The organism is Xylella fastidiosa (assembly GCF_011801475.1).
In the GTDB taxonomy this organism is placed as follows: domain Bacteria; phylum Pseudomonadota; class Gammaproteobacteria; order Xanthomonadales; family Xanthomonadaceae; genus Xylella; species Xylella fastidiosa.
In genome coordinates this window covers 945,078-966,075 of record NZ_CP044352.1, presented here as the reverse complement: position 1 = coordinate 966,075, position 20,998 = coordinate 945,078, and the positions used below count along the sequence as shown (strand labels likewise).

The window sequence follows — 20,998 nt, the reverse complement described above, 5'->3', positions numbered from 1 at the left end:
ACGCGCTCGCAGAGAGTTTTCTCTACGACAAAATCACTCGGCACATCCCCTGATCAGCCGCAACATCAAATGCACTAAAATGCAGCATTGGCAACGCTGCACTACAACACAGGGCAATGCACTGAGAACGCTGCTGCATTCACGGCAACGCACGTTGCGCCAGTCCAGCCAACGCCTGCACATGTGCAGGGTCATCATTGAGACAGGGAATGTAGCGCATCGTTGCACCACGCGCTGCCAGCGTTTCTGAAAAACCGAGCGCCACTTCCTCCAATGTTTCCAGGCAATCAACGGAAAAACCTGGGCAGACAAGATCAAAGCGACGTATGCCAGACTCAGCAAGCGCCCAGAGCGTTGGCTCAGCATATGGTTGTAACCAACGCTCAGCACCAAAGCGCGACTGATAACCGAGCACCCACTCACTCTCATTCAAATTCAATGCTGCGGCAATCAAAGACGCACTCACCTGGCAGCGCTGCGGATAGGGATCACCGTTATTGGCCACACGCTGCGGCAGTCCATGGAAAGAGAACATCAACTTCTCACTGCGGCCATGTGCTTGCCAATGCCTACGGATCGAAGCAGCCACCGCAGCGACCCACGCTGGGTCCTCGGCATAGTCTTGAATGCATTCAACCTGCACTTGGGGAGTACGCTTACACCACGCTTCCACCACATCCTGTACTGAGGCCGTGGTGGTGGTCGAATATTGAGGATATAACGGCAGTATCACGATGCGGCGTACCTGCTGCGCTTGCAGCGCATCTAGCGCCTTTGTCAATGCTGGAGCACCGTAACGCATCGCCCAAGCCACACGCCAATCAGGCAGATGTTGCGTCAGCCCTTCAGCAATACGGCGGGTATACACACTGAGGGGAGAGCCTTCCTGCAACCACACTTTGGCGTATTTGCTGGCTGAACGCGGGCCGCGAATCGGCAAAATCACCATATGCAGCAATGGCTTCCAAAACAACGGCGGAATGGATACCACGCGGCGATCACTCAGGAATTCGCCCAGATAACGGCGCACCGCCGCCGCAGTCGGCGCCTCAGGAGTACCAAGATTAACAATCAGTAAAGCAGTATCAGAAGTGTGATTCATATGTGCTATTGTGACTCAACGTGACCTCACTTGCCGCATGCAAATCGGCAAGTCATACCGATAACACAAGGAACGTAGTCACACTCATTACCGATTCAGCACACGGATAACAGTTTGAGTTGTAATGGGGAGTTGACATTCCGCACTCGAATCACTCTAGGAGTCTGTTGCCATGCCTCGCCTACCATACTTAACCATGCTGCTGTCGCTTGCTCTTGCTGCTGGCCACGCGTTCGCCGGCCCGGAAGAAGACCAGCGCGCTCGCAATGCGCTACGCGTGCTGACCGAGCTTCAGAAAATCCCAGAGCAAACCATTCCAGACAAACTGCTAGAAGAAGCACGTGCGATCGTCATCATTCCCGACACGCTCAAAGTGGGCTTCATCATTGGCGGACGCCGTGGCCAAGGCCTCATGTCGATCAAGACACCACAAAACACATGGTCTCAGCCCGTATTTGTGAAACTGACCGGCGGCAGCATCGGCCTTCAAGCCGGCGTGCAATCTTCCGACGTGGTACTCGTGTTCCGCAATGACCGCAACTTGGATAACATCGTTAACGGAAAATTTACTCTTGGCGCAGATGCCAGCGTGGCCGCAGGTCCCGTTGGGCGTAATGCGTTGGCAGCGACCGATAGCGAGCTAAAGGCCGAGATCTACTCTTGGTCAACAGCCCGCGGCTTGTTTGCTGGTATCGCTCTAGACGGAGCGGCACTTCAAATCGACGACAGTGCCAACCTTGACGTTTATGGCAAAGGCACCACTCCACGTATGATTTTCGAAGGCCGAACCGCCGAACCTCCCTCCAGCGATGTGATCGCGTTCCGTGATCGCCTGGAGGAAGTCACTTATACAGCACGCAATAACCGTAATAACACCACAAAACAAAGTGGATGGAACCAGCACACCAGCACACCCAGGCCTGGCACAACAGTGAGAGTGACACCATCGGCCAAGGCAACCCAGGAAGCCATGACGACCCCGATTCAATCCGAGGCAACCGCCGCAATCCCAGCACAACAAGGCTTCCAGCCAGTCTCCGAAGATGGCATCCACACCGAATCTCTCGATCACCACTAAACGTCCATCCTTACAGATGTCGGTTTGTTCAGGTATGCTGATTCTCCCTTTTCCCAGGCAATAGCGAGCAAATCATGGGCAGCTTCAGCCTCCTACACTGGCTGGTCGTGCTTGTCATCGTCCTGTTGGTGTTCGGCACCAAGCGACTTGCCAATGGCGCCAAAGATATTGGAAGCGCCATTAAAGAGTTCAAAAAAAGCCTACACGAAGACGACAAACCGACCGATCAGCTTGGCAGCACTTCCCAGAGCACCGCTTCCGGACCCCAACAGGATCATGGTAAGCACTGAGACGCGGGCTATTTACCTTGTTCGATATCGGTTTTAGCGAACTACTTCTGATCGCTGTAGTCGCCCTGGTTGTTTTAGGTCCAGAACGCTTACCCAAGGCAGCCCGCTTTGCTGGTTTGTTGGTTCGCCGCGCACGCACACAGTGGGAATCCATCAAACAAGAATTGGAACGGGAGTTAGAAGCCGAAGCACTGAAGCGCAACCTGCAAAATGCACAGCAGGTGATACACGACGCCCAAGCGCAGTTACAAAGCAACCAACAAGATATGGATATCCAGAACTCCATATCCATACTGCACGAGCAGACAAAACGCGACATTCACCCCGATCACGACACCAACACATTGGAACCGAGCACCGCCGTCCATCACGTCCATGTGCCCCCCCCAAGTACAAGCACCCATGGCAACAATGGCCAGGAAAAATCGCAGTGACCTCATCGGACAATTTAGAGAGCGAAAGTAGCCTGATTGAGCACTTGATAGAACTACGTGCACGCCTGATACGGATGTTGATCGGTCTTGGCTTGGTGGTCAGCGCGCTGCTGCCATTCTCAAAAGTCTTTTACCGTTGGTTGGCGACACCGATCATCTCGCAATTACCCGCTGGACAGAGCGTGATCTCCACCCAACCTGCCGGAGCGGTGTTTGCACCACTGAAATTGACTTTCTTTCTGGGCCTATTCATCGCCATGCCCTGGGTGTTGTACCAGGGATGGGCGTTTATCGCACCAGGTTTGTATCAGCGCGAAAAACGACTCGCACTCCCTTTGCTGATCTCAGCCGTCGTGTTGTTTTATATCGGTTGCGCATTCGCCTACTTCCTGGTGTTGCCCGCAGTCTTCCATTTCCTGACCACGTTCAAACCAGACGTCATCCAGCTGACCCCAGACGCTGGCGCTTACCTGGACTTCGTACTAGCCATCTTCTTCGCCTTCGGTGCCAGCTTTGAACTTCCAGTGGCCATGGTGATTTTGACCGTACTGCACTGGGTCAAACCAACCCAACTGCGTGAAAGCCGCGGTTATGCGATCGTTGCCATCTTCATCTTTGCAGCAGTACTGACACCACCGGATGTTGTCTCGCAACTCATGCTCGCAATACCGATGTGCCTCCTCTACGAGCTTGGCATTGTTGCCGCCTGGGCGGTCACCCGCCCGAAAACGGTTTGAGGCTTGAGGCATCACCAACGTTGGACGTGCAACAGCACGCCCCCACATTTACTCCCCAAGCCTACTAAGCAGCCAACACCTCATCAGGCGACGACGGCAACGCGTCGTGAGCAAGCATCTGTTTCCACGCCGCGTACACCGCCCCGTTAAAGACGGGAATGAACACCGGCATCCAAAGCAGCTGCATCACTACTTGATGAATAAAATTAATAAAAAACACTTCATCGCCGCGACCTAGTACAGCTGCAATGAATGCTGCAGGAACAATTGCGATAAAAGATACGATAACAAACACCACAATCGTCACGATGCAGGCCAACACAGCAAACACCAATAACGCTGGAAGATTGCGCAAGCAAGCATACAAACTCAGCTTTAACGCATGTAACCCATTATCACGCTGGAACATCACCTGCGGCGGCATCACAAACAAGGTCATCGCCACCACCACGAAGATCACGCACAAAAACAGCAACCACAGCCGAATAAGTGGCATAGGCAGATCAACATATGATTGATAGATTGCCTCCGGATTGATCTGCGCACCTGGCTGATGCATGGTCATTAAATCCCCAAGAAACTTGGAAAAGCCTTGCAAAGAGCTATAGTGAATCACTAGAAATGTAACAACCAGCGCTAGCAATTGCGGCAACAACGCCATCAGCAACTGCGGTACCCGTCCATCGTACAACCCCTGCAATAAATCTCCCGGGCGCGCAGTACGCCCCTGATCCACCTCGCGTAACGCCCACAGCACTCCCCCCGTCAGTAGTGGGGTGACTAGAAACATCAGAAACAGCACGTAATACAGCACGCTTGGCCACTTGAAGCCCACCAGCATCAGCAATGAGGAAAACATGCCCCACAACAGGCCAAGCCCCCCCAAACGCAACGGCGCACGCCACAGCAATGCAAAGCCAGCCCACAACCATTGCGCACCAGCCTTCGCCGGGACTTTAAGGATTTCACTCATTGACTTACGACTCCAATACCGTGCCAGAAGACGCAGCACATTGCGACGATTATCACCCTTTCCAGATAGCACAGATAGAGACGGCTTCGGAATACAAGATATTTCGCCGCAGCTAACCACTCCTGGAGAGTGCCCACACACTTTAGAACTGCTGCGCACCTCAAACCAAAGATGCCCCATCCAGAGACCCCAACATCCCAGAAAACCATCCACTCCTGAAACACTGAAACCCCACACTACGATGAACACAACAGCGGTGCCCAACCTCCCTCTTAAACGGCGCGACGTGCATAACGCACAAAGCGCCGCAACACCTGACGCGCCACCGGCGCCGCACTGACTTGACGCGCAATACGACGCGGACACTGCCCTTGACGCTGCAAACACTGGGCACGCGCAATCACATAACCACGCATATGATGCGTTGCGAATTCCGGATGGAACTGCACGCCCCAACTACTCTTCCCCCATCGGAACGCCTGACACTGATCCTGCACCGAGCGTGCCAACACCACCGCCCCCTCAGGCGCACGCAATACCGTCTGCACATGAGTGGCATGTGCCGAAAAGTGCCTTGGTAAATTTGCAAACAACGGATCATCAAACGCAACCGGATGCAATTCCAACTGAATCGTCCCAGATTCACGCCCAGCCGGATTACATGCCACCTCCCCACCAAGCGCGTGCGCCAACAATTGATGTCCATAACAAATACCGAATAACGGCATCCCAGCGTAAGCAGCTTCACATAACCACTCCGCAGTACGCTCACTCCAATCAGCACGATCCGTAACAAACGCTGCCGAACCACTGATCAGCGCCCCAGCGAACCCCTCACGTGCCGGCAACCTCTCACCCGCTTCCACATTCACCGCAACCGTTTGCGACTCAGCCAACCCCGAAGCAACACGAATCCAGTGCGGGAAACACCCATAGCGCCTCACCGATGGCAACGGCTGGCCCGTTTCAATCATTAAAAAAGGCAATACAGACATTGTCATCCCTAAAAAGTCGCAGCATCATCACAATCAGCAAACCACCGCCCGGCTGTTTCAAACAACCTGCACCAACAACCGGCCCCAAAGAAATCAAAAGAATATTGAAACGGATGGTTTCCGCATTACTCACAGCAACACGCCGACTAATCCCAACCATACGCGCCCACTCTTCTACAATCCACAAACCCTGCTCCCGCGTGATCACCTATCTACCCACTCACACGCCTCACCATCCAGAGATGACTGGATCAATCCCAAACACTCCCCAGCATCCCCTGATTGACACAACCGAATAACGCGGCCCTTGACATCACCAGCGCCTCTAAAAACCCCGAGCACTGACAAGCAGCGCATTTCAAATCTCCAGCGACTTGCGCATCCTCACATCATTCAGGCCATCAAAAAGTAATCCACTTCCAACGTTCATTCCCCCGCACCACGAAGCACCAACGACCAACGTTGCAGCACAATCGGGAACAGCTCAATGCACACAGCACACCCACCACTCAACACACCGAGCACATCACATCACCAATGACCTACACGCCGCATCAATGGCACTGTTTAGAAACACACATAGCCACTCACTGACATCAAACCTTGACCGCCATCCTGTCAAACAGGCCTGCCCTCCCTATTGCACCTTGCATCATCCAACAACATACCTACCATCTAACGTATTCGCACCACACTCACCACTCATGCCCAGTGAATGCCAACAACACGTGAAACCGACGACATGCACCGCGCAGAACGCCAATACACAGTGAGGACTGCAAGCATGAGCGACTCAATCGGATACATTGCAACCTGGTATTACACCAGTGCCTGTTGCGAACAATTCTCGCTACCGGAATAACCAACAGACGCCTAAAATCACTAGACTGTTCATCACCTCCTCCCAGGAAGGGCCACCTTGAAACTGCTACGCAACACCGTCTTACCCGCCATCCTGCTATGCATCTCACCTGCGCTCTGGGCCAAAACATGTGCAGTGACGATTTCCGCAAACGATCAGATGAAGTTCGACCAGGACACCATCAAAATCGCAGCCGAATGTACCCACGTGAACTTCACCCTCACACACACCGGCAAGAGGAGCGCCCGCGTCATGGGCCACAACTGGGTCCTGACTAAAACCACCGATATGCAGGCCGTCGCACTGGCCGGATTACACGCCACACTCGCAGACAACTATGTACCCAAAGCCGATCCGCGCGTGATCGCCCATACCGCCATCATCGGCGGCGGCGAGCGCACCAGCATCACCTTCCCAACCAACACACTCAGCAAAAACGTCTCCTACACCTTTTTCTGCTCATTTCCCGGCCACTGGGCACTGATGAAAGGAACACTGAGTTTCGGCGGATAAACAATACGTGCGGCCTACGGCCTACAACCGAACCTTCCCCATCGGCAGGCTCCTAAAAAGGCCAAAGCCTCTGACCTAACTCCATTTCCGCAAACGCACCGACCACGGCGACAACCGCACATCAACACACACTCCACGAGGATACACAGCAGACGCACAGCGACGGAATGCGACAACGGTCATGACAATGCAGATGCATTCGAAGAACCTCAAGGAGAGCAACCACACTCAATAACGCCGCAACATCGACCTGTCTGCCGCCCCGACAATCTCACCACGCAACTTAAAGTAATGATGCAGACGCTGCGGATCCAACGTCCCACACCCAATCGCCGCACGCACCGCACACCCTGGCTCAGCCTGATGGGCACAATCACGAAAACGGCACTGCGTCGCCAGCAACTCAATGTCAGCAAACTCTTCGACAAGATCCTCTTCACCGGTGAACTTAAGCTCACGCATCCCTGGGGTATCAATCAAACAAGCCCCGGATGGCAACGGCAATAAGGCCCGATGCGTAGTCGTATGTCGGCCACGCGAATCCCTTTGACGCACCTCACCAACCTTCATACGCTGCTCGCCAAGCAACGTGTTCGTCAACGTCGACTTGCCCGCACCCGATGAACCGAGCAACGCCACCGTACGCCCCGGTAATAACCACGGATACAGCGCCACAACAGGCTCCGCTTTGCGCGCATCAACGGCCACCACGGCCAATGCCTGAGAAGAATGCTCACGCAACACCGCCACCGCCGCCGCGACATCAACACACAGATCAACCTTCGTGAGCACCACCACCGGCTCAACACCACCACTAGCAATCAACACGCAGTAACGCTCAATCCGACGTGGATTAAAATCACCATCCAATCCACAAACGATAAATGCAGTATCCAGATTGGCGGCAATCAGCTGCTGCCGGTAATGTTCCCCCGCCGCCAAACGCTTAATGACTGTACGCCGCGGCAACAACGCCACGATGCGACGACCATCCAACAACACCCAATCCCCCACAACCGCGCGCTCATGGGGCGGGAAACTGCGGCGCTGCCACGCTGGCAGCGACTCGACCTTAATGGGGACCTCCGGCGCCTCAGCCACCACATAACCGGACCGATGCTGCTCAATCACCCGTGCCGGACGGCACTGCGAATACATCGCACACATCGCCTGCCACGCCGAATCAGCAGGCGGCCCCGGCCAAGGCCAGCCAATGGCTTGAAGCATCCGATACCCAACAACAGGCTCAATCATGCACCCATTCCAACATAGGCACAGATTGTCTTTTTGAAAAATGCTGTGCCGTGCCTATCACCGGATTGTTGCCACAACACCTTAAACACCCATCCCCATATCCAAGCATCAAGCATAAATAAATAGTGATATCGCCAAAGAGAACAATCTCCAGCACCTTTCACCAGGAAGATACTGAGCAATTCAGCACCTCCCCAGCATGGCGCGTAAAGAACACCAACAGCAAATACGTACTGCTTCTACACATTCATCCCTTAAACCGCATCACATGCAACGTATGCGACACCTGCGCAAATCAATGCTGCATCACAACAGCACACAGCATCTCAACAATCATCCAAACGGAACGCATCACGGATCCAATGCAACTGTAACGGCCTACCTGCTCCCTCAACCACATCGAAGCGGCACGGCACCTGCGCTAAAAACGGATGACGCTGTAAAAACAATTGCGCCGCCATGACCAGCTTACGGCGTTTACGCCGATCCACACTCTGCGCAGCACTCCCATGACTCTCTTGCTGACGGTAACGCACCTCGACAAACACAACGCTCATCACGTCATACATCACCAAATCCAACTCCCCGCCACGGAAACACACATTGCTCGCCAACCAACGCAAACCAGCCCGTTCAAGATGCCGACGCGCAGCAACTTCAACTGCCGCACCGCAGTCGCGCCGATTCAACATGACTCAGAGCATCTCCACCGGAATACTCTGACCATTTCTGAATGTTGCCCAGATTGGAATACGTATCACGTTACCGGAATCATCCAAACGTAACGTTCCTGTAGCACCACGCAACCCTCCACCCGCACCACCAGCAGACAGCCCCTCTAGATAGACAGACAGCTTCCAAGCATCGACACCAAAGGCGAACAGCCGCAACGCCGCGCCCCGCATATTTGGCAAACGTACCGCCACATCCGCCGCGGACGGGATTGACTTCACCCCCTGCACACTCCACGGTTCAGTGGGATAAACAATCCCATCCAGCAACGTATCTTCCTCAGGCTTCCCCGTTCCCAACACCAATTGCGAAGTACCCACTTGAGGCTTACTCGATAACCCCAACGACGCCAACTGCGGCGCCAATACCCGTGCAGTGGGACCACGTACCGCCAGAAATACCGCATCAGCACGATCGGCGCCACGTAGCCGGGGTCCAAGATCGCCGGGGACATCAGCAACACCCAGCGCCGCCAGCACTTGGCCACCACGCGCACGGAAGCGATCCATAAACGCCTGCACACCACGCCGACCAACATCATCATTACTCCCGATCACGATCACATTGCGCTGCCCCTGAGCCAACAAATAGTCAGCAGCAATCACGCCATCATCCTCGGGCGCCAACGAAAAACTGGCGCTCCCTGACGGCAACGACACGCGATCTCCAGTTGAACGGTTCAATGCCAGCAGTGGGATGCTCAATTGCCCCTGAGAAAACAAAGCGCTCACCTCATCACGACCGAGGGGACCCACCACAAAATCAGCACCAGCTGCGATCGCCTTGGCGTATGCCGCCTTGGCTCCGACTGGCGTACTACCTGTATCGAAGAAATCCAGATCCGGACGCCGCCGGGTTTCAGCATAGTAACCAGCGAGAAAACCATCACGAACCGGCGCAGCCGCTGTCGCCAGACTTCCGGTCAATGGCAACAACACCGCCAACTTCAACGGTGGCCGATACCCATCAGTATCCGCCGATGGGCGCTGACTGCTGCCCACACTCCCCTGCACGCTCCCCTCCAAAGGCTGCGGGAGCGCCTCACCACGGCTCAGTAAAACCCGTCCAACAAAGTGATACAGCGGATCACCTACTGGCAGCGCCGCCGTGCGAGTGAGCAATACCTCATGATCCAAACCAGCAAGCAGACGGGTGATCGCCGCCTGATTTTCATTACGCGCCTTACCAAGCAATGCTTGATCAGCACGCGCGCGCTGCTGCGCCGCACCAAACGCATCACCGTTGGCCTCCAACGCCGCAGCACGCCCCAACAACCAACGTATCTGCAATTTTTTGGAAAGCCCAGACGATGACTCACCAAAGTACTGAAAAGCCCGCACCGGTTGCCGATTAGCCAACGCCAACTCGCCCAACAACAGCACAAAGCGCGCCTTACTTTCACCAGTCAACTGCTGCACGCTCACCTGCCTGACCAGCACTTGCGCGCGCGCAGTATCCCCCGCCTCATGCCAAGCAAAAGCAGCATCCGCCAGCAACTGGTTGCGTTGAGCACCACTGGCCCGGCTGGCCTCAGCCTCAAGGTGCTGCGCCGCCTCGCGCGGCTTGCCCTGCTCCAACAAGACCAACCCGGCGCTTTTGTGGGGTAAGAACACGCGAGTCGATGTGGTTGCACACCCGCAAACCAATATCGTCACCAGTAACGGAAAGAAAATTTTTGCAAAACGCGGGTTCATTGAGCATCCATACAGCAAGGCCCACCGAAGCGGGCAGGTGAAAAACGCTACGATTTTACTCTTCCCAAAAAATATCCGCCGATGTCCACACCAGGCACGCTCCATATCGTCGCAACCCCCATCGGCAACCTGGGCGACCTATCGCCACGCGCCCAGCACATCCTGCGCACCGTCACCATGATATGTGCCGAAGACACCCGGCATACCCGGCAACTGCTGGCCCACTTTGGAATTGAACGGCCCCTATTGGCACTACACGCGCACAACGAAGACACGCTGGCCGAGCGGATCATCACCCGATTGATCAGCGGCGAATCACTGGCCCTGGTCAGCGATGCCGGTACACCACTGATCAGCGATCCGGGCTTTCTCCTGGTCCGTGCTGCACGTGCGGCTGGAATTCGGGTGACCCCAGTGCCAGGACCAAGCGCATTAATTGCCGCCCTGAGTGTCTCCGGCCTACCTAGCAACCGCTTTACCTTCGAAGGCTTCCTCCCAGCCAAACCAACGGCACGGCGCGACCGCCTGACACACCTGGCGCATGAACCACGCACCCTCATCTTTTACGAAGCATCACACCGTATCGCCGAGTGTCTGACAGACCTAGCAACCATCTTCGGCAGCATGCGTATAGCAGTGGTTGCACGCGAACTCACCAAGATATTTGAAACCGTACTTGACGGTACCTTGGCGACCTTACAAACACAGGTGGCCAACGACGAAAACCAGCGTAAAGGAGAGTTTGTAATTATCGTACAAGGTGCCGCCGATCAGGATGCCGCCAAGATCACCGAAGGACGCCGTATCTACGCACTGCTTAAAGAACACCTGCCCCCTTCAAGTGCTGCCAAACTCGCCGCAGAAATCACCGGCGCTCCACGCAAGGCACTGTACGGCGGCTGACATCCATTGTCCCTCGATTTCTGACCTTTCCTAAGGACATTCATTCCGATCAGGAAAGTCACGCCGTAACACACTGCACATCAGAAAGGTAAACCCATGAACAGACAGCGCGCCCTAAAATTCTTGACAATTCAATGAATTTAAATTAAACGGTAATTTCGTTATTTTAAACAGCAGGTTAACAAAAAATAGACACATAACCTTTGAACTGAGGTTTTATGCTTTTAAGACTTCTCAAAAAGAAGTCGCAGCAAAAACCACTCACAAGTTAACTGCATTCTGCGTTGCGCGTGATGACCTTCGATATCCCATTCCCCCCAAAAACGCGTAAGCGGCGCACCACAAGTTGCATTGGCACCTGGCTTATAACGAATTGAAATAAAAAACAACGTTGAATTGCTTTCCAATTAAATTTTAATGAGCAAACATGGAATTAAATTTTCGTTACGATGCAAATTGCAGCAATCACCTTAGATACGCATCCATACAACACACTTAATAGGTGAACACAAAAATGAAGACATTCAGTAGATACACGCCAGCGTTGAATCATTTAGCGCTGGCGCTAGCGTCAACATTGCTCCTGATCGCGACCTATACAGCCAACGCAACGGCAGCCGAATCCGAGCACAGCACGAACGAAGACAGCAAGGCTGCACCCCACGAGAGCAAAACCACCGAACTAGACCGCGTTGTGATTACCGGATCACGCATCCCACGCGCCGGCTTCGACACGTTAGAACCGGCCACGGTCGTCAACCGACAATACATTGACAGTTTCGGCTTCACCAATGTTGCCGATGCACTATTTTCACAACCTGGCTTCGACAGCAGCGCCAGTGTACGCGGCAATCAGGCAAGTTTTGGTGCCGGTGTCAGCTTCCTCGGCCGCTTCGGGCTTGGTTCCAACCGTCAGCTCACCCTGGTCAACGGACGCCGTTTAGTCACCTCTAATCCCCCCACCGTCTTTGGCCCTGGCGACGGTGGTACCCAGGTCGATCTGAATGTGATCCCGACCTCATTGATCGAACGCACTGAAACCATCGGCGTCGGTGGCGCACCCACGTATGGCTCAGATGCCATCTCCGGGGTCACCAACATCATTCTGAAGAAAAACTACGAAGGCGCAGAAGTCAACATTGGCTATGGACTGACCGAACGCGGCGACAACGCGCGCTACAGCTACTCAGCACTGCTAGGCAGCAACTTTGCCAATAGCCGGGGCAACGTGACCATTGCTCTGGACGCGGACGATAGCGCAGGCGTACTCGGTGAGGCACGCCGCTACTACCGCAACGGCTACTCAATGCAAACCAATCCAAATGCTGCAGCGATCGCGCAGTTTCAGCCTGGACGCCAATACGCGACCGACGGACGGGTGAACCCCACTATCCCGTTCAACACCAGTAACACGGACGGCATCCCTGGCAGAGTGCTCATCCGCAACCGCCGTATTAACAACATGACCTGGGGCGGTCTGCTTTACCCAAGCACCGGCCGTTACATCCGTGACGCCAGCCAACAACCACGCGGTTTTGGCCCAAATCAAGATCAATTCCTGCAATTCGACAAACACGGCAACCTGGTCTCCTACAACCCTGGGGTTAATTTCGGCAATAGCTCCTCCTCTGGCGGCGATGGGCTGGACTTCAATCAAACAACACAAGTCACCTCACAGTTGGACCGCAAATCGGTGTTCATGCTCGGCAACTACGACGTCACCGATAACATCAGCAGCTTCTTTGAGGGGTCCTACTACACCTCAAAAGCACTCGAGTTGACCGATCAGAGCATTTACAACGCAGCCGGTTTCGGAACCGGCAATGTCAACGGTAGCGGGGATCAAAGCGGAGCGCTGAACTTTAACATCGACAATCCGTTTCTCTCCGAGCAAAACCGGCAAGCCCTGCGCAACCTAGGGATCACCGATTTCCGACTGTCCCGCGCCTCACGCGATCTGGTCATCGGCAACTCCAGCACCGATACCCGGCTATGGCGTGCCGTCGCTGGCCTTAACGGCCACTTCGATGCAGGCGGACACCCATTCACCTGGGAAACCAGCCTCAATCATGGCGAAGGCAACTTCGACTATTACAGAACCGGTCTGATCCAACAGCACTTCATCAACGCCATCAACGTAACGCGTAACAGTGCTGGCGAGATTGTTTGCGATTCGAGTGCAGCAGGGACCACCGTGGACCCGAACTGCGTGCCACTCAACCTCTTTGGCGAGGGCGTCGCCTCAGCGGCGGCGCGTAATTACGTCACGACACCCACACATGCCAAAGCACAGATGAAGCAAACCGTATTCAATGCCAACCTGTCCGGCAGTTTCATCGACTTACCGGGTGGCAAACTCGGCTTCAACGTTGGCTACGAACGCCGTAGGGAAGAAGGCCGCTTCACCCCAGACGAGTATCAGCGTCTGGGTTTGGGCCGGACGGTACCGACCACCGGCTCACACGGGACATTCACCACGAATGAGTACTTCGGCGAGATCCTGGCGCCGCTAGTCAATCCGGACGCTCATCTCCCCGGCCTGCATCGCCTTGATCTAACCGCCAAACTCCGCCGCGTCAACAACACCGTCAACGGGTGGTTCACGGCCTACACCTACGGCCTCCAATACGAACCGTTCCAAGGCCTCCAACTCCGCGGGAATAAGACCCGCTCCTTCCGCGCGCCCGCCATTGTTGAGTTGTACACCAGCCAACAACCCAGCTACTACTCCATCCCCGAGCCTTGCACCCCAGCCAATATCACTGCAGGGAATCGCCCGGAACTGCGTCAGCGCAACTGTGAAGCGTTCTTCGCATACTACAACGGTGTGAATCCTGGCACTTTCCAGGAGGCCCCAACCACTCAGCTTGGTTCCGTGAGCGGCAATCCCACACTGGAAAACGAACTCGCCAAATCTTGGACAGCCGGGATCGTCTTCCAACCAGAGTGGGCACACGGCTTGCGCGTGGCGGCAGACTGGTACGACATCAAGATCAGCAATGTGATCACCCAGTTAGATTCCGGAGATATCACTTCAGGGTGCTTTGACAACGAAACATTCAACCGCAACGACGTACCAAACGCCAACCGCTTCTGCAGCATGATCACCCGTGATCCAAGCACCGGCGTGGCCAGCAGTGTCCGGGGAGAATATACCAATGGCCCGTACATCAACTTCCGTGGCTGGACCGCAGAGATCAACTACCGTTTGGATCTGAAAGAACTGCGCTGGGGCGGGAGCGGAATCTTGGACCTCGGCTTCTATGGCTATTTCCCGAAGAACCTGAAGTACACAGCCGCTCAAGATATCCCAGCTGAAGAATCCGTCGGAACCATCGATAATTCCAAACGTCAATTCCAATGGAACGCCCGCTATCTGACCGGCCCCTGGAATTTTGGCGTCAGCGCAAATTACAAAAGCGCTGCGCTGTACAGTCTGACCAATACAGTAGAGACACGTGACTACCTGGGCATCCCAAGCTACACCAGTTACGACGCCAATATCGGCTACACATTTGACAAGCACAGCAGCCTCAACCTGGCAATCCTGAACGCAACTGACAAGATGGTGGCATTCCCATACGTATACGACGGGCTGGGACGCCGCTACATGCTGACATTCAACTACAAATTCCATTAATCATCACCGCATAATGCGACACAGGGGCCGGCTTGCCGGCCCTTGTTTTTTGGGCAAGCACGATGCAACACACTGCAATGACATAACACTGCAATGACATACCCTGATACACCGCTACGAGAGACCTGAATCAATCACCGGACATGCGATACTCGCACCCCCTGGTACCACTCTCCTTCATGACCACAGCACTTGTCACCACCGCCCTGCCTTACGCCAATGGTCCACTGCACCTCGGCCATCTGGTCGGCTACATTCAAGCTGACATCTGGGTACGCGCACGGCGCCTGGGAGGACACAACACCTGGTTTGTTTGCGCCGACGACACCCACGGCACCCCGATCATGCTGGCCGCAGAAAAAGCGGGCATGCCGCCGGAAGCCTTTATCGCCACCACCCAAGCCAGCCATGAACGCGACTTTGCGGCCTTCAACGTCGCTTTTGACCACTACGACTCCACACATTCCCCCGTCAACCGCCACCTGACCGAACAGTCTTACCTCACACTCAAACAGGCCGGACATATCACATGCCGCTCGGTCGCCCAATTTTACGACCCGGCCAAAGGCATGTTCCTCCCCGACCGCTACGTCAAAGGAACCTGTCCAAACTGCGGCGCCACCGACCAATATGGGGACAACTGCGAAGCATGCGGTGCCACCTATGACCCCACAGAACTCAAAAACCCATACTCGGTGATCTCCGGCGCGACCCCAGAACTGCGCGACTCAGAACACTTCTTTTTTGAAGTGGCTCACTTCGACACCTTCCTACGCCATTGGCTGAGCGGCGATGTCGCCTTGCCTAGCGTCAAAAACAAACTCAAAGAATGGCTGGATGCCAAAGGCGGCCTACGCCCCTGGGACATCTCCCGCGATGCCCCCTACTTCGGCTTCAAAATCCCCGACCAACCAGGCAAGTACTTCTACGTGTGGCTGGATGCACCGATCGGCTACTTATGCAGCTTCAAAACCTTATGCACACGCATTGGCGAAGACTTCGACACACACCTACGCAGCGGCACCACGACAGAATTGCATCACTTTATCGGGAAAGACATCGTCAACTTCCACGCCCTGTTTTGGCCGGCAGTCCTGCACGGCACCGGCCACCGCGCCCCCACCCGACTCCATGTCAACGGCTACCTGACTGTGGACGGTGCCAAAATGTCCAAATCGCGCGGCACCTTCATCATGGCGCGCACCTACCTTGATGCTGGCTTGGAACCAGACGCACTACGCTACTACTTCGCCGCCAAATCCTCCGGAGACGTCGACGACCTGGACCTTAACCTGAGTGACTTCGTTGCACGCGTCAACGCCGACCTAGTCGGTAAACTCGTCAACCTAGCCAGCCGCTGCGCAAGTTTCATTGGCACGCGTTTTAACGGACAACTCGCCGACACCCTGCCAGACCGCATCCAATATGATCGATTCGTTGCAGCACTGACCCCCATCCGTGACGCCTACGAACGCAACGACACCGCCAGCGCGATCCGTCAAACCATGCAGCTGGCTGACGAAGCCAACAAATACATTGACGAGACCAAACCCTGGATCATCGCCAAACAACACCACGCCGACGCGCAGCTACACGCCGTCTGCACACAAGGATTGAACCTGTTTCGCGTCCTGATCACCGCACTCAAACCAATCCTGCCGCACACCAGCATCCAAGCGGAGACATTCCTCGCTGCACCAGTAACGGCATGGCAAGACGTCAACCAACCACTGACCGGCGGCCACACCATTCAACCCTACTCCCCCTTATTCACCCGTATCGACAAAAAAATAATTGAGGTGATGATCAACGCCTCTAAAGACACCCTCGCCCCTCCCCCTGCTTCGGCCAAACAACAAAACGCATCCATGTCAAACACAGCACCACCACCCACTGCGGAAGAACCGGAAACAACTGCTCCCACCATTGGTATTGACGACTTCGCCAAACTCGATCTACGCATCGGCAAAGTACTCGTGTGCGAATACGTTGAAGGGTCAGACAAACTACTGCGCTTTGAATTGGATGCTGGCCCCCTGGGCAAGCGCCAGATCTTCTCAGGAATACGCGCCAGCTACAGCAACCCAGAGGCACTCATTGGCCGCAACGTCGTGTTCATCGCCAACCTAGCACCCCGCAAAATGCGCTTTGGGATCAGCCAAGGGATGATCCTCTCAGCCGGCTTCGACAACGGTACGCTGGCACTACTAGATGCTGACAGCAGCGCCCAACCCGGCATGCCGGTGCGTTAAAAAAGCCCAGCCCCCAACACGCCACACACCAAAATGATCTCACTGGAGATGCCTACGAGAATGTCCTGTCATCTCCCGCGTAAAACACGTGATACCGCCATCGAACGGCATTAGCACACCATCGCAAAAACAAAAGGCTCACACCATCCCACTACTCCCACAACCTCAACAACAATACCCTGCGCACCTGGCGCACCCACGACGCTACAAAACACACCAAGCCACTTAATATTGGCAAACTGAGCAACACCACAGCACTCATCCCCAAACAACAACACTTCCGCTAAATACCCATGAGCGATCCATGACCACAGAATCAGGCTCTCTCCGGTAGTGACATCCACCGCCCCGGATGTCTCATCACAGCGGCACACACCCACAGCCAACAACAGACACAGAGTCGTACTGAACATCCGCCGCCTGTCAGCAGACCACTCCTGAGAGTGGCACCTCATCACCCAGCGTGATGACCTGGCCAGCCGTGATTGGCCGCACGGATACTCCCCCCAACATCAACAGTCTCTGGAAAAGACATTCATGAGAGGATGCCTGCTAAACGAAAGATGCGAGAAGATCCGACAGCAATACACCGCCTCCAGATAAGAACAACGCACACTGCTCATCAATCCCTCATCCTGGAAGCCATCAAAACACGCCACGCAACGCACCACCACTCTACTCAAACAAAGAAAACAGCCTGCCCGACCATCCACCCTACCCTGCTGCTCACTCACCTCATACCCGTGCAACCTGACACACACCATGTCCAGCCCTCCCCCCCTCACCCTCGTCGAACGCATTGATCGCTTGCTGCCACAAACACAATGCGGCCAATGCGGCTTTCAAGGCTGCCTCCCGTATGCGCAAGCGATGGCACGTGGCGAAGCCAACATCGACCGCTGCCCTCCCGGCGGAGACGCTGGCGCACGCGCCCTGGCACACCTGCTTGGCTTACCACCACGCCCCTACGACCGCAACCGCGGCACCCAACAGCAACCGCAGGTCGCCTGGATCGTCGAAGCGGACTGTATCGGCTGCACAAAATGCATCCAGGCTTGTCCCGTCGATGCAATTATCGGTGGCGCTAAACACATGCATACGGTAATCGCTGCACTTTGCACCGGCTGTGAACTCTGCGTGCCCGCGTGCCCAGTGGACTGCATCGAACTACACCCCAGCTGAACACAGCAAGCCCAACCGCATTGATTGGTGATGCACCTCACGCAAGCGGCACACTGAGCAAAGCGACTCAAAGCAAATCTAATGATTCAAACGTGGCTCTAGCGTTTGGAATCCACATCACCCGATGGATACGGCCCAGGGCAACAGGCCAGTGGCACTCCCCTTCCAAGCGCAACACACACATTTAATCCGCACATCCCAATACAACGCATTCGAACAACACAACACGTTCACTGACAACACAGCCCCAGCCAGCCATTGAACCTTATCAAGAATGGGATTGATGAAAACATGGATACCGTTATCGCTCACATCCATCCGGCAGCGCCTCGGGAAACGCCAACGACGGACACCCTTCCATACCGACAGCCACCACCAACCACGATGGATGCTTCACGCATCCAGGCTATCTTGCAAAGGAAACACGATACGCACACCGACCAACACACACAAAAGTGACACTGGCAATGCCACTTCGTGACTAAAACCATCGACAGAGAGTCAGAATGCCGCAATATGCCTGCGGCCTCAGCAACATCTGGATTGCTGCCGCGCCAGATGCCTTGATGTTTCAGCGCAACATTCAATGACCGAACAGATATGCAACATCGCAACAACAACGAACACATTGCACCGATCCGCACGCACCATAATCACTCACCTTCACCCAACCAACACCATCACCCCACAGCGTACGCCTGCGCCTAAAACCGCAAGCACAACTAAATTCCAATACCAACACCGATCAAGAACGCCTCTGCGGCCTACAGCCAGAACAACGGACTGGATAGGATGAATACCGTTATAGATAACTTTCCGGTGGCGGCTCAAACCGTTGCAAGCACGCTTCCATCAAAGGAAATTCAAAGCGGCGCAACCTGGGGTTCCGTGGCCTCTTCTCATCCAACATCGTGCTGAGCCGTCGACACCCTTTACTAATGGCGGTATTAACGGCTTTGACTTTCCAGTCATACAACGGGCGATCAGGGAGCTGACGAATTTGTTCCAACAACTTAGAAAATAACGACCCTGGATGTATGAAGGCTCCCCAACACATCAGGGTTAGATTGATCGCGCACACGACTTCCTTATTCAGAGGATGCATCCCCCCCCTACCGTGACTCTCCCCATTGCCACGCCCACCACTTACCGCTTCCTCTGGCTCCCCTTGTAAGGGATCGAAAAATGGCAACGGAGTCATGGGCTTGTCACTCAATGCAGCAGCCAGTTCCTCAGAAAGATCAAAAAAGCGCGCAGCGCAACCTTTGTCCCCAGCATAAAGAATCGCGACCGTCTTCCCAGTGCTGCGTTCAGTCGCATCAAACTGGTAATAACGATCCTCCAGAGGGCGGCCACAACAGCAACGCAACGCCATCCCTTGCAATAACCGCGTGTGCATAACCGGCGTCAAACGATATTGGCGCAGGATCTTCCGTTTTTTATCGTCACCTTGACCATTGGTAATGAGCATTCAAACCCCAGAGAAATACAGAGAATAATCACTATATTAATGTGACTAATTAATCATATTAAGAACCCTGGGGCACACCATCTACATTTAACCCATCGCACTCACACGTTTGCTGCCCCTTGCAACATCGCGGCGACAATGACAGACCAATCAAACAGCACCCGGCACACAACGCGGCCAGCGATGGCATTACCTCCCCGGTCACAGACCTGCGCCATCACGGCTAACGGCACGACCTGCAACAACGGTTCCCAGCAGTGCCAGCGACTTAACACACTGCAGTTACTTCCTGCCTGCGACAGCGTTAACGTCCCATATGCCGTCACGCACCACGCGATGGTCTTGGCTGGTTCAGTCATCCACGTGAGTCCCACATGACATCCGCCGCGTGACTGCAGTCCCCCTTAGCATCCGGCACCCTTTGTTTTGATTGGAATCGCCCCCTGCATCTTCCAGGCCAGAATGAATTCATCACCGACCCAGACGGTGCCAAAGTGATGTTTCACCGCTTGACCGTCTTGAACGGTGGGCACCTGGGCCTGCTGTGGTTTGACCGACTCCGGTTTGGGGCGCAACGCCGCCGACACGTAGGCCGCCACAACCGCAATCGCCAGTTGCCACACCCACCAGTAAACGGCCTGTGCGGGTGCGCCGTGCGGTGCAGGCAGCGCCGCGGCCACCCACACGCGCACCAGCTGCACAATGAACACCAGCACACCCAGGCCCTGCGCCCAGTGCTGGGCGCAGACGCCCGATGGCGTGTCATACCACCAGTAGCGCAGCCGCCACACCCAGAGGTGATACCAGCGGCGCAGGCGTGCAATCAGCCCCATGACATCGATACTCCCTCGGACGTGTGGAGCGGACGATAGACCGCACCGCCAAA

General features: G+C 55.0%; 21 protein-coding genes. 9 read left to right on the top strand and 12 right to left on the bottom strand.

All coding sequences use genetic code 11. From position 1 onward, the window contains the following. Positions 1 to 139: 139 nt before the first annotated feature. Positions 140 to 1,102, bottom strand: a complete 963-nt coding sequence (gene hemH / locus F7G16_RS04155; protein WP_004088767.1) for a ferrochelatase — start codon at positions 1,100 to 1,102, stop codon at positions 140 to 142. A 172-nt stretch (positions 1,103 to 1,274) separates the two neighbouring features. On the opposite strand from hemH, the gene F7G16_RS04150 reads away from it, so the two are divergent. The 4 genes from F7G16_RS04150 to tatC all read left to right on the top strand — a co-directional run bounded on the left by F7G16_RS04150 (position 1,275) and on the right by tatC (position 3,641). Then, the gene (locus F7G16_RS04150; protein WP_004088769.1) at positions 1,275 to 2,180 is read left to right on the top strand and encodes a lipid-binding SYLF domain-containing protein; all 906 of its coding nucleotides are present in this window, start codon (positions 1,275 to 1,277) and stop codon (positions 2,178 to 2,180) included. 74 nt (positions 2,181 to 2,254) lie between these two features. Next, on the top strand, positions 2,255 to 2,470 hold the full coding sequence (tatA, locus tag F7G16_RS04145; protein WP_004083544.1) for a twin-arginine translocase TatA/TatE family subunit: 216 nt from the start codon (positions 2,255 to 2,257) through the stop codon (positions 2,468 to 2,470). Positions 2,471 to 2,487: 17 nt separating this feature from the next. Next, the gene (gene tatB, locus F7G16_RS04140) at positions 2,488 to 2,904 is read left to right on the top strand and encodes a Sec-independent protein translocase protein TatB (protein WP_004088772.1); all 417 of its coding nucleotides are present in this window, start codon (positions 2,488 to 2,490) and stop codon (positions 2,902 to 2,904) included. Continuing rightward, positions 2,901 to 3,641 (top strand): twin-arginine translocase subunit TatC, encoded by a 741-nt coding sequence (gene tatC, locus F7G16_RS04135; RefSeq protein ID WP_011098169.1) that lies wholly within the window; start codon positions 2,901 to 2,903, stop codon positions 3,639 to 3,641. Before tatB ends, tatC begins: the two co-directional genes overlap by 4 nt. A 64-nt stretch (positions 3,642 to 3,705) precedes the next feature. On the opposite strand, the gene F7G16_RS04130 is transcribed toward tatC, so the two are convergent. The 3 genes from F7G16_RS04130 to F7G16_RS04120 all read right to left on the bottom strand — a co-directional run bounded on the left by F7G16_RS04130 (position 3,706) and on the right by F7G16_RS04120 (position 5,817). Then, positions 3,706 to 4,614, bottom strand: a complete 909-nt coding sequence (locus F7G16_RS04130; protein ID WP_004088776.1) for a BPSS1780 family membrane protein — start codon at positions 4,612 to 4,614, stop codon at positions 3,706 to 3,708. A gap of 272 nt (positions 4,615 to 4,886) precedes the next feature. Continuing rightward, the gene (locus F7G16_RS04125) at positions 4,887 to 5,609 is read right to left on the bottom strand and encodes a glutamine amidotransferase (protein WP_004088782.1); all 723 of its coding nucleotides are present in this window, start codon (positions 5,607 to 5,609) and stop codon (positions 4,887 to 4,889) included. Beyond that, positions 5,581 to 5,817 carry a hypothetical protein gene (locus F7G16_RS04120; protein ID WP_012382707.1) on the bottom strand — a complete coding sequence of 79 codons (237 nt, stop codon included), beginning with the start codon at positions 5,815 to 5,817 and terminating at the stop codon, positions 5,581 to 5,583. The genes F7G16_RS04125 and F7G16_RS04120 overlap by 29 nt, the downstream gene beginning before the upstream one ends. A gap of 813 nt (positions 5,818 to 6,630) precedes the next feature. Between F7G16_RS04120 and azu the strand changes: the two genes are divergently transcribed. Further along, entirely contained in the window at positions 6,631 to 6,984 is a 354-nt protein-coding gene (gene azu / locus F7G16_RS04110) for an azurin (protein WP_004088786.1), read from the top strand. Between the two features lie 228 nt (positions 6,985 to 7,212). Here azu and rsgA read toward each other — a convergent pair whose 3' ends face one another. From rsgA to F7G16_RS04095, 3 genes are all read right to left on the bottom strand, one after another. Continuing rightward, positions 7,213 to 8,238 (bottom strand): ribosome small subunit-dependent GTPase A, encoded by a 1,026-nt coding sequence (gene rsgA, locus F7G16_RS04105; RefSeq protein ID WP_011098172.1) that lies wholly within the window; start codon positions 8,236 to 8,238, stop codon positions 7,213 to 7,215. Between the two features lie 326 nt (positions 8,239 to 8,564). Next, entirely contained in the window at positions 8,565 to 8,930 is a 366-nt protein-coding gene (locus tag F7G16_RS04100) for a YraN family protein (RefSeq protein ID WP_004083551.1), read from the bottom strand. Positions 8,931 to 8,933: 3 nt separating this feature from the next. Beyond that, the gene (locus F7G16_RS04095) at positions 8,934 to 10,664 is read right to left on the bottom strand and encodes a penicillin-binding protein activator (RefSeq protein ID WP_004088791.1); all 1,731 of its coding nucleotides are present in this window, start codon (positions 10,662 to 10,664) and stop codon (positions 8,934 to 8,936) included. Positions 10,665 to 10,745: 81 nt separating this feature from the next. Between F7G16_RS04095 and rsmI the strand changes: the two genes are divergently transcribed. The 3 genes from rsmI (at position 10,746) to metG (ending at position 17,459) form a co-directional block, all read left to right on the top strand. Beyond that, entirely contained in the window at positions 10,746 to 11,567 is an 822-nt protein-coding gene (rsmI, locus tag F7G16_RS04090) for a 16S rRNA (cytidine(1402)-2'-O)-methyltransferase (RefSeq protein ID WP_004088794.1), read from the top strand. Positions 11,568 to 12,081: 514 nt separating this feature from the next. Beyond that, a complete protein-coding gene (locus F7G16_RS04085) occupies positions 12,082 to 15,207 on the top strand; it encodes a TonB-dependent receptor domain-containing protein (protein ID WP_011098173.1) in 3,126 nt (1,041 codons plus the stop codon). Between the two features lie 179 nt (positions 15,208 to 15,386). Next, on the top strand, positions 15,387 to 17,459 hold the full coding sequence (metG, locus tag F7G16_RS04080) for a methionine--tRNA ligase (RefSeq protein ID WP_004088816.1): 2,073 nt from the start codon (positions 15,387 to 15,389) through the stop codon (positions 17,457 to 17,459). Between the two features lie 110 nt (positions 17,460 to 17,569). On the opposite strand, the gene F7G16_RS04075 is transcribed toward metG, so the two are convergent. Continuing rightward, positions 17,570 to 17,872, bottom strand: coding sequence for a hypothetical protein (locus F7G16_RS04075; RefSeq protein ID WP_004088818.1), 303 nt, complete (start codon positions 17,870 to 17,872; stop codon positions 17,570 to 17,572). 349 nt (positions 17,873 to 18,221) lie between these two features. On the opposite strand from F7G16_RS04075, the gene rnfB reads away from it, so the two are divergent. Beyond that, positions 18,222 to 18,641 carry an Rnf electron transport complex subunit RnfB gene (gene rnfB / locus F7G16_RS04070; protein WP_004088821.1) on the top strand — a complete coding sequence of 140 codons (420 nt, stop codon included), beginning with the start codon at positions 18,222 to 18,224 and terminating at the stop codon, positions 18,639 to 18,641. Between the two features lie 117 nt (positions 18,642 to 18,758). Here the strand turns inward: rnfB and F7G16_RS04065 are convergent, their stop codons facing one another. The 4 genes from F7G16_RS04065 to F7G16_RS04050 all read right to left on the bottom strand — a co-directional run bounded on the left by F7G16_RS04065 (position 18,759) and on the right by F7G16_RS04050 (position 20,945). After that, on the bottom strand, positions 18,759 to 18,959 hold the full coding sequence (locus F7G16_RS04065; protein ID WP_004088824.1) for a hypothetical protein: 201 nt from the start codon (positions 18,957 to 18,959) through the stop codon (positions 18,759 to 18,761). Positions 18,960 to 19,443: 484 nt separating this feature from the next. Beyond that, positions 19,444 to 20,112: a hypothetical protein gene (locus tag F7G16_RS04060; protein ID WP_004088827.1), complete on the bottom strand. Its 669-nt coding sequence runs from the start codon at positions 20,110 to 20,112 to the stop codon at positions 19,444 to 19,446. A 101-nt stretch (positions 20,113 to 20,213) separates the two neighbouring features. Beyond that, a complete protein-coding gene (locus F7G16_RS04055; protein WP_004088830.1) occupies positions 20,214 to 20,471 on the bottom strand; it encodes a hypothetical protein in 258 nt (85 codons plus the stop codon). Positions 20,472 to 20,516: 45 nt separating this feature from the next. Continuing rightward, positions 20,517 to 20,945 (bottom strand): hypothetical protein, encoded by a 429-nt coding sequence (locus F7G16_RS04050; protein WP_004088833.1) that lies wholly within the window; start codon positions 20,943 to 20,945, stop codon positions 20,517 to 20,519. Positions 20,946 to 20,998 lie beyond the last annotated feature (53 nt).

Coding starts and splice junctions, on each gene's coding strand:
- hemH (WP_004088767.1), bottom strand. CDS start 1,102: ATGAATCACACTTCTGATACTGCTTTACTGATTGTTAATCTTGGTACT.
- F7G16_RS04150 (WP_004088769.1), top strand. CDS start 1,275: ATGCCTCGCCTACCATACTTAACCATGCTGCTGTCGCTTGCTCTTGCT.
- tatA (WP_004083544.1), top strand. CDS start 2,255: ATGGGCAGCTTCAGCCTCCTACACTGGCTGGTCGTGCTTGTCATCGTC.
- F7G16_RS04130 (WP_004088776.1), bottom strand. CDS start 4,614: ATGAGTGAAATCCTTAAAGTCCCGGCGAAGGCTGGTGCGCAATGGTTG.
- F7G16_RS04125 (WP_004088782.1), bottom strand. CDS start 5,609: ATGTCTGTATTGCCTTTTTTAATGATTGAAACGGGCCAGCCGTTGCCA.
- azu (WP_004088786.1), top strand. CDS start 6,631: ATGAAGTTCGACCAGGACACCATCAAAATCGCAGCCGAATGTACCCAC.
- rsgA (WP_011098172.1), bottom strand. CDS start 8,238: ATGATTGAGCCTGTTGTTGGGTATCGGATGCTTCAAGCCATTGGCTGG.
- F7G16_RS04100 (WP_004083551.1), bottom strand. CDS start 8,930: ATGTTGAATCGGCGCGACTGCGGTGCGGCAGTTGAAGTTGCTGCGCGT.
- F7G16_RS04095 (WP_004088791.1), bottom strand. CDS start 10,664: ATGAACCCGCGTTTTGCAAAAATTTTCTTTCCGTTACTGGTGACGATA.
- rsmI (WP_004088794.1), top strand. CDS start 10,746: ATGTCCACACCAGGCACGCTCCATATCGTCGCAACCCCCATCGGCAAC.
- F7G16_RS04085 (WP_011098173.1), top strand. CDS start 12,082: ATGAAGACATTCAGTAGATACACGCCAGCGTTGAATCATTTAGCGCTG.
- metG (WP_004088816.1), top strand. CDS start 15,387: ATGACCACAGCACTTGTCACCACCGCCCTGCCTTACGCCAATGGTCCA.
- F7G16_RS04075 (WP_004088818.1), bottom strand. CDS start 17,872: ATGTTCAGTACGACTCTGTGTCTGTTGTTGGCTGTGGGTGTGTGCCGC.
- rnfB (WP_004088821.1), top strand. CDS start 18,222: ATGTCCAGCCCTCCCCCCCTCACCCTCGTCGAACGCATTGATCGCTTG.
- F7G16_RS04065 (WP_004088824.1), bottom strand. CDS start 18,959: ATGGATGTGAGCGATAACGGTATCCATGTTTTCATCAATCCCATTCTT.
- F7G16_RS04060 (WP_004088827.1), bottom strand. CDS start 20,112: ATGCTCATTACCAATGGTCAAGGTGACGATAAAAAACGGAAGATCCTG.
- F7G16_RS04055 (WP_004088830.1), bottom strand. CDS start 20,471: ATGACTGAACCAGCCAAGACCATCGCGTGGTGCGTGACGGCATATGGG.
- F7G16_RS04050 (WP_004088833.1), bottom strand. CDS start 20,945: ATGGGGCTGATTGCACGCCTGCGCCGCTGGTATCACCTCTGGGTGTGG.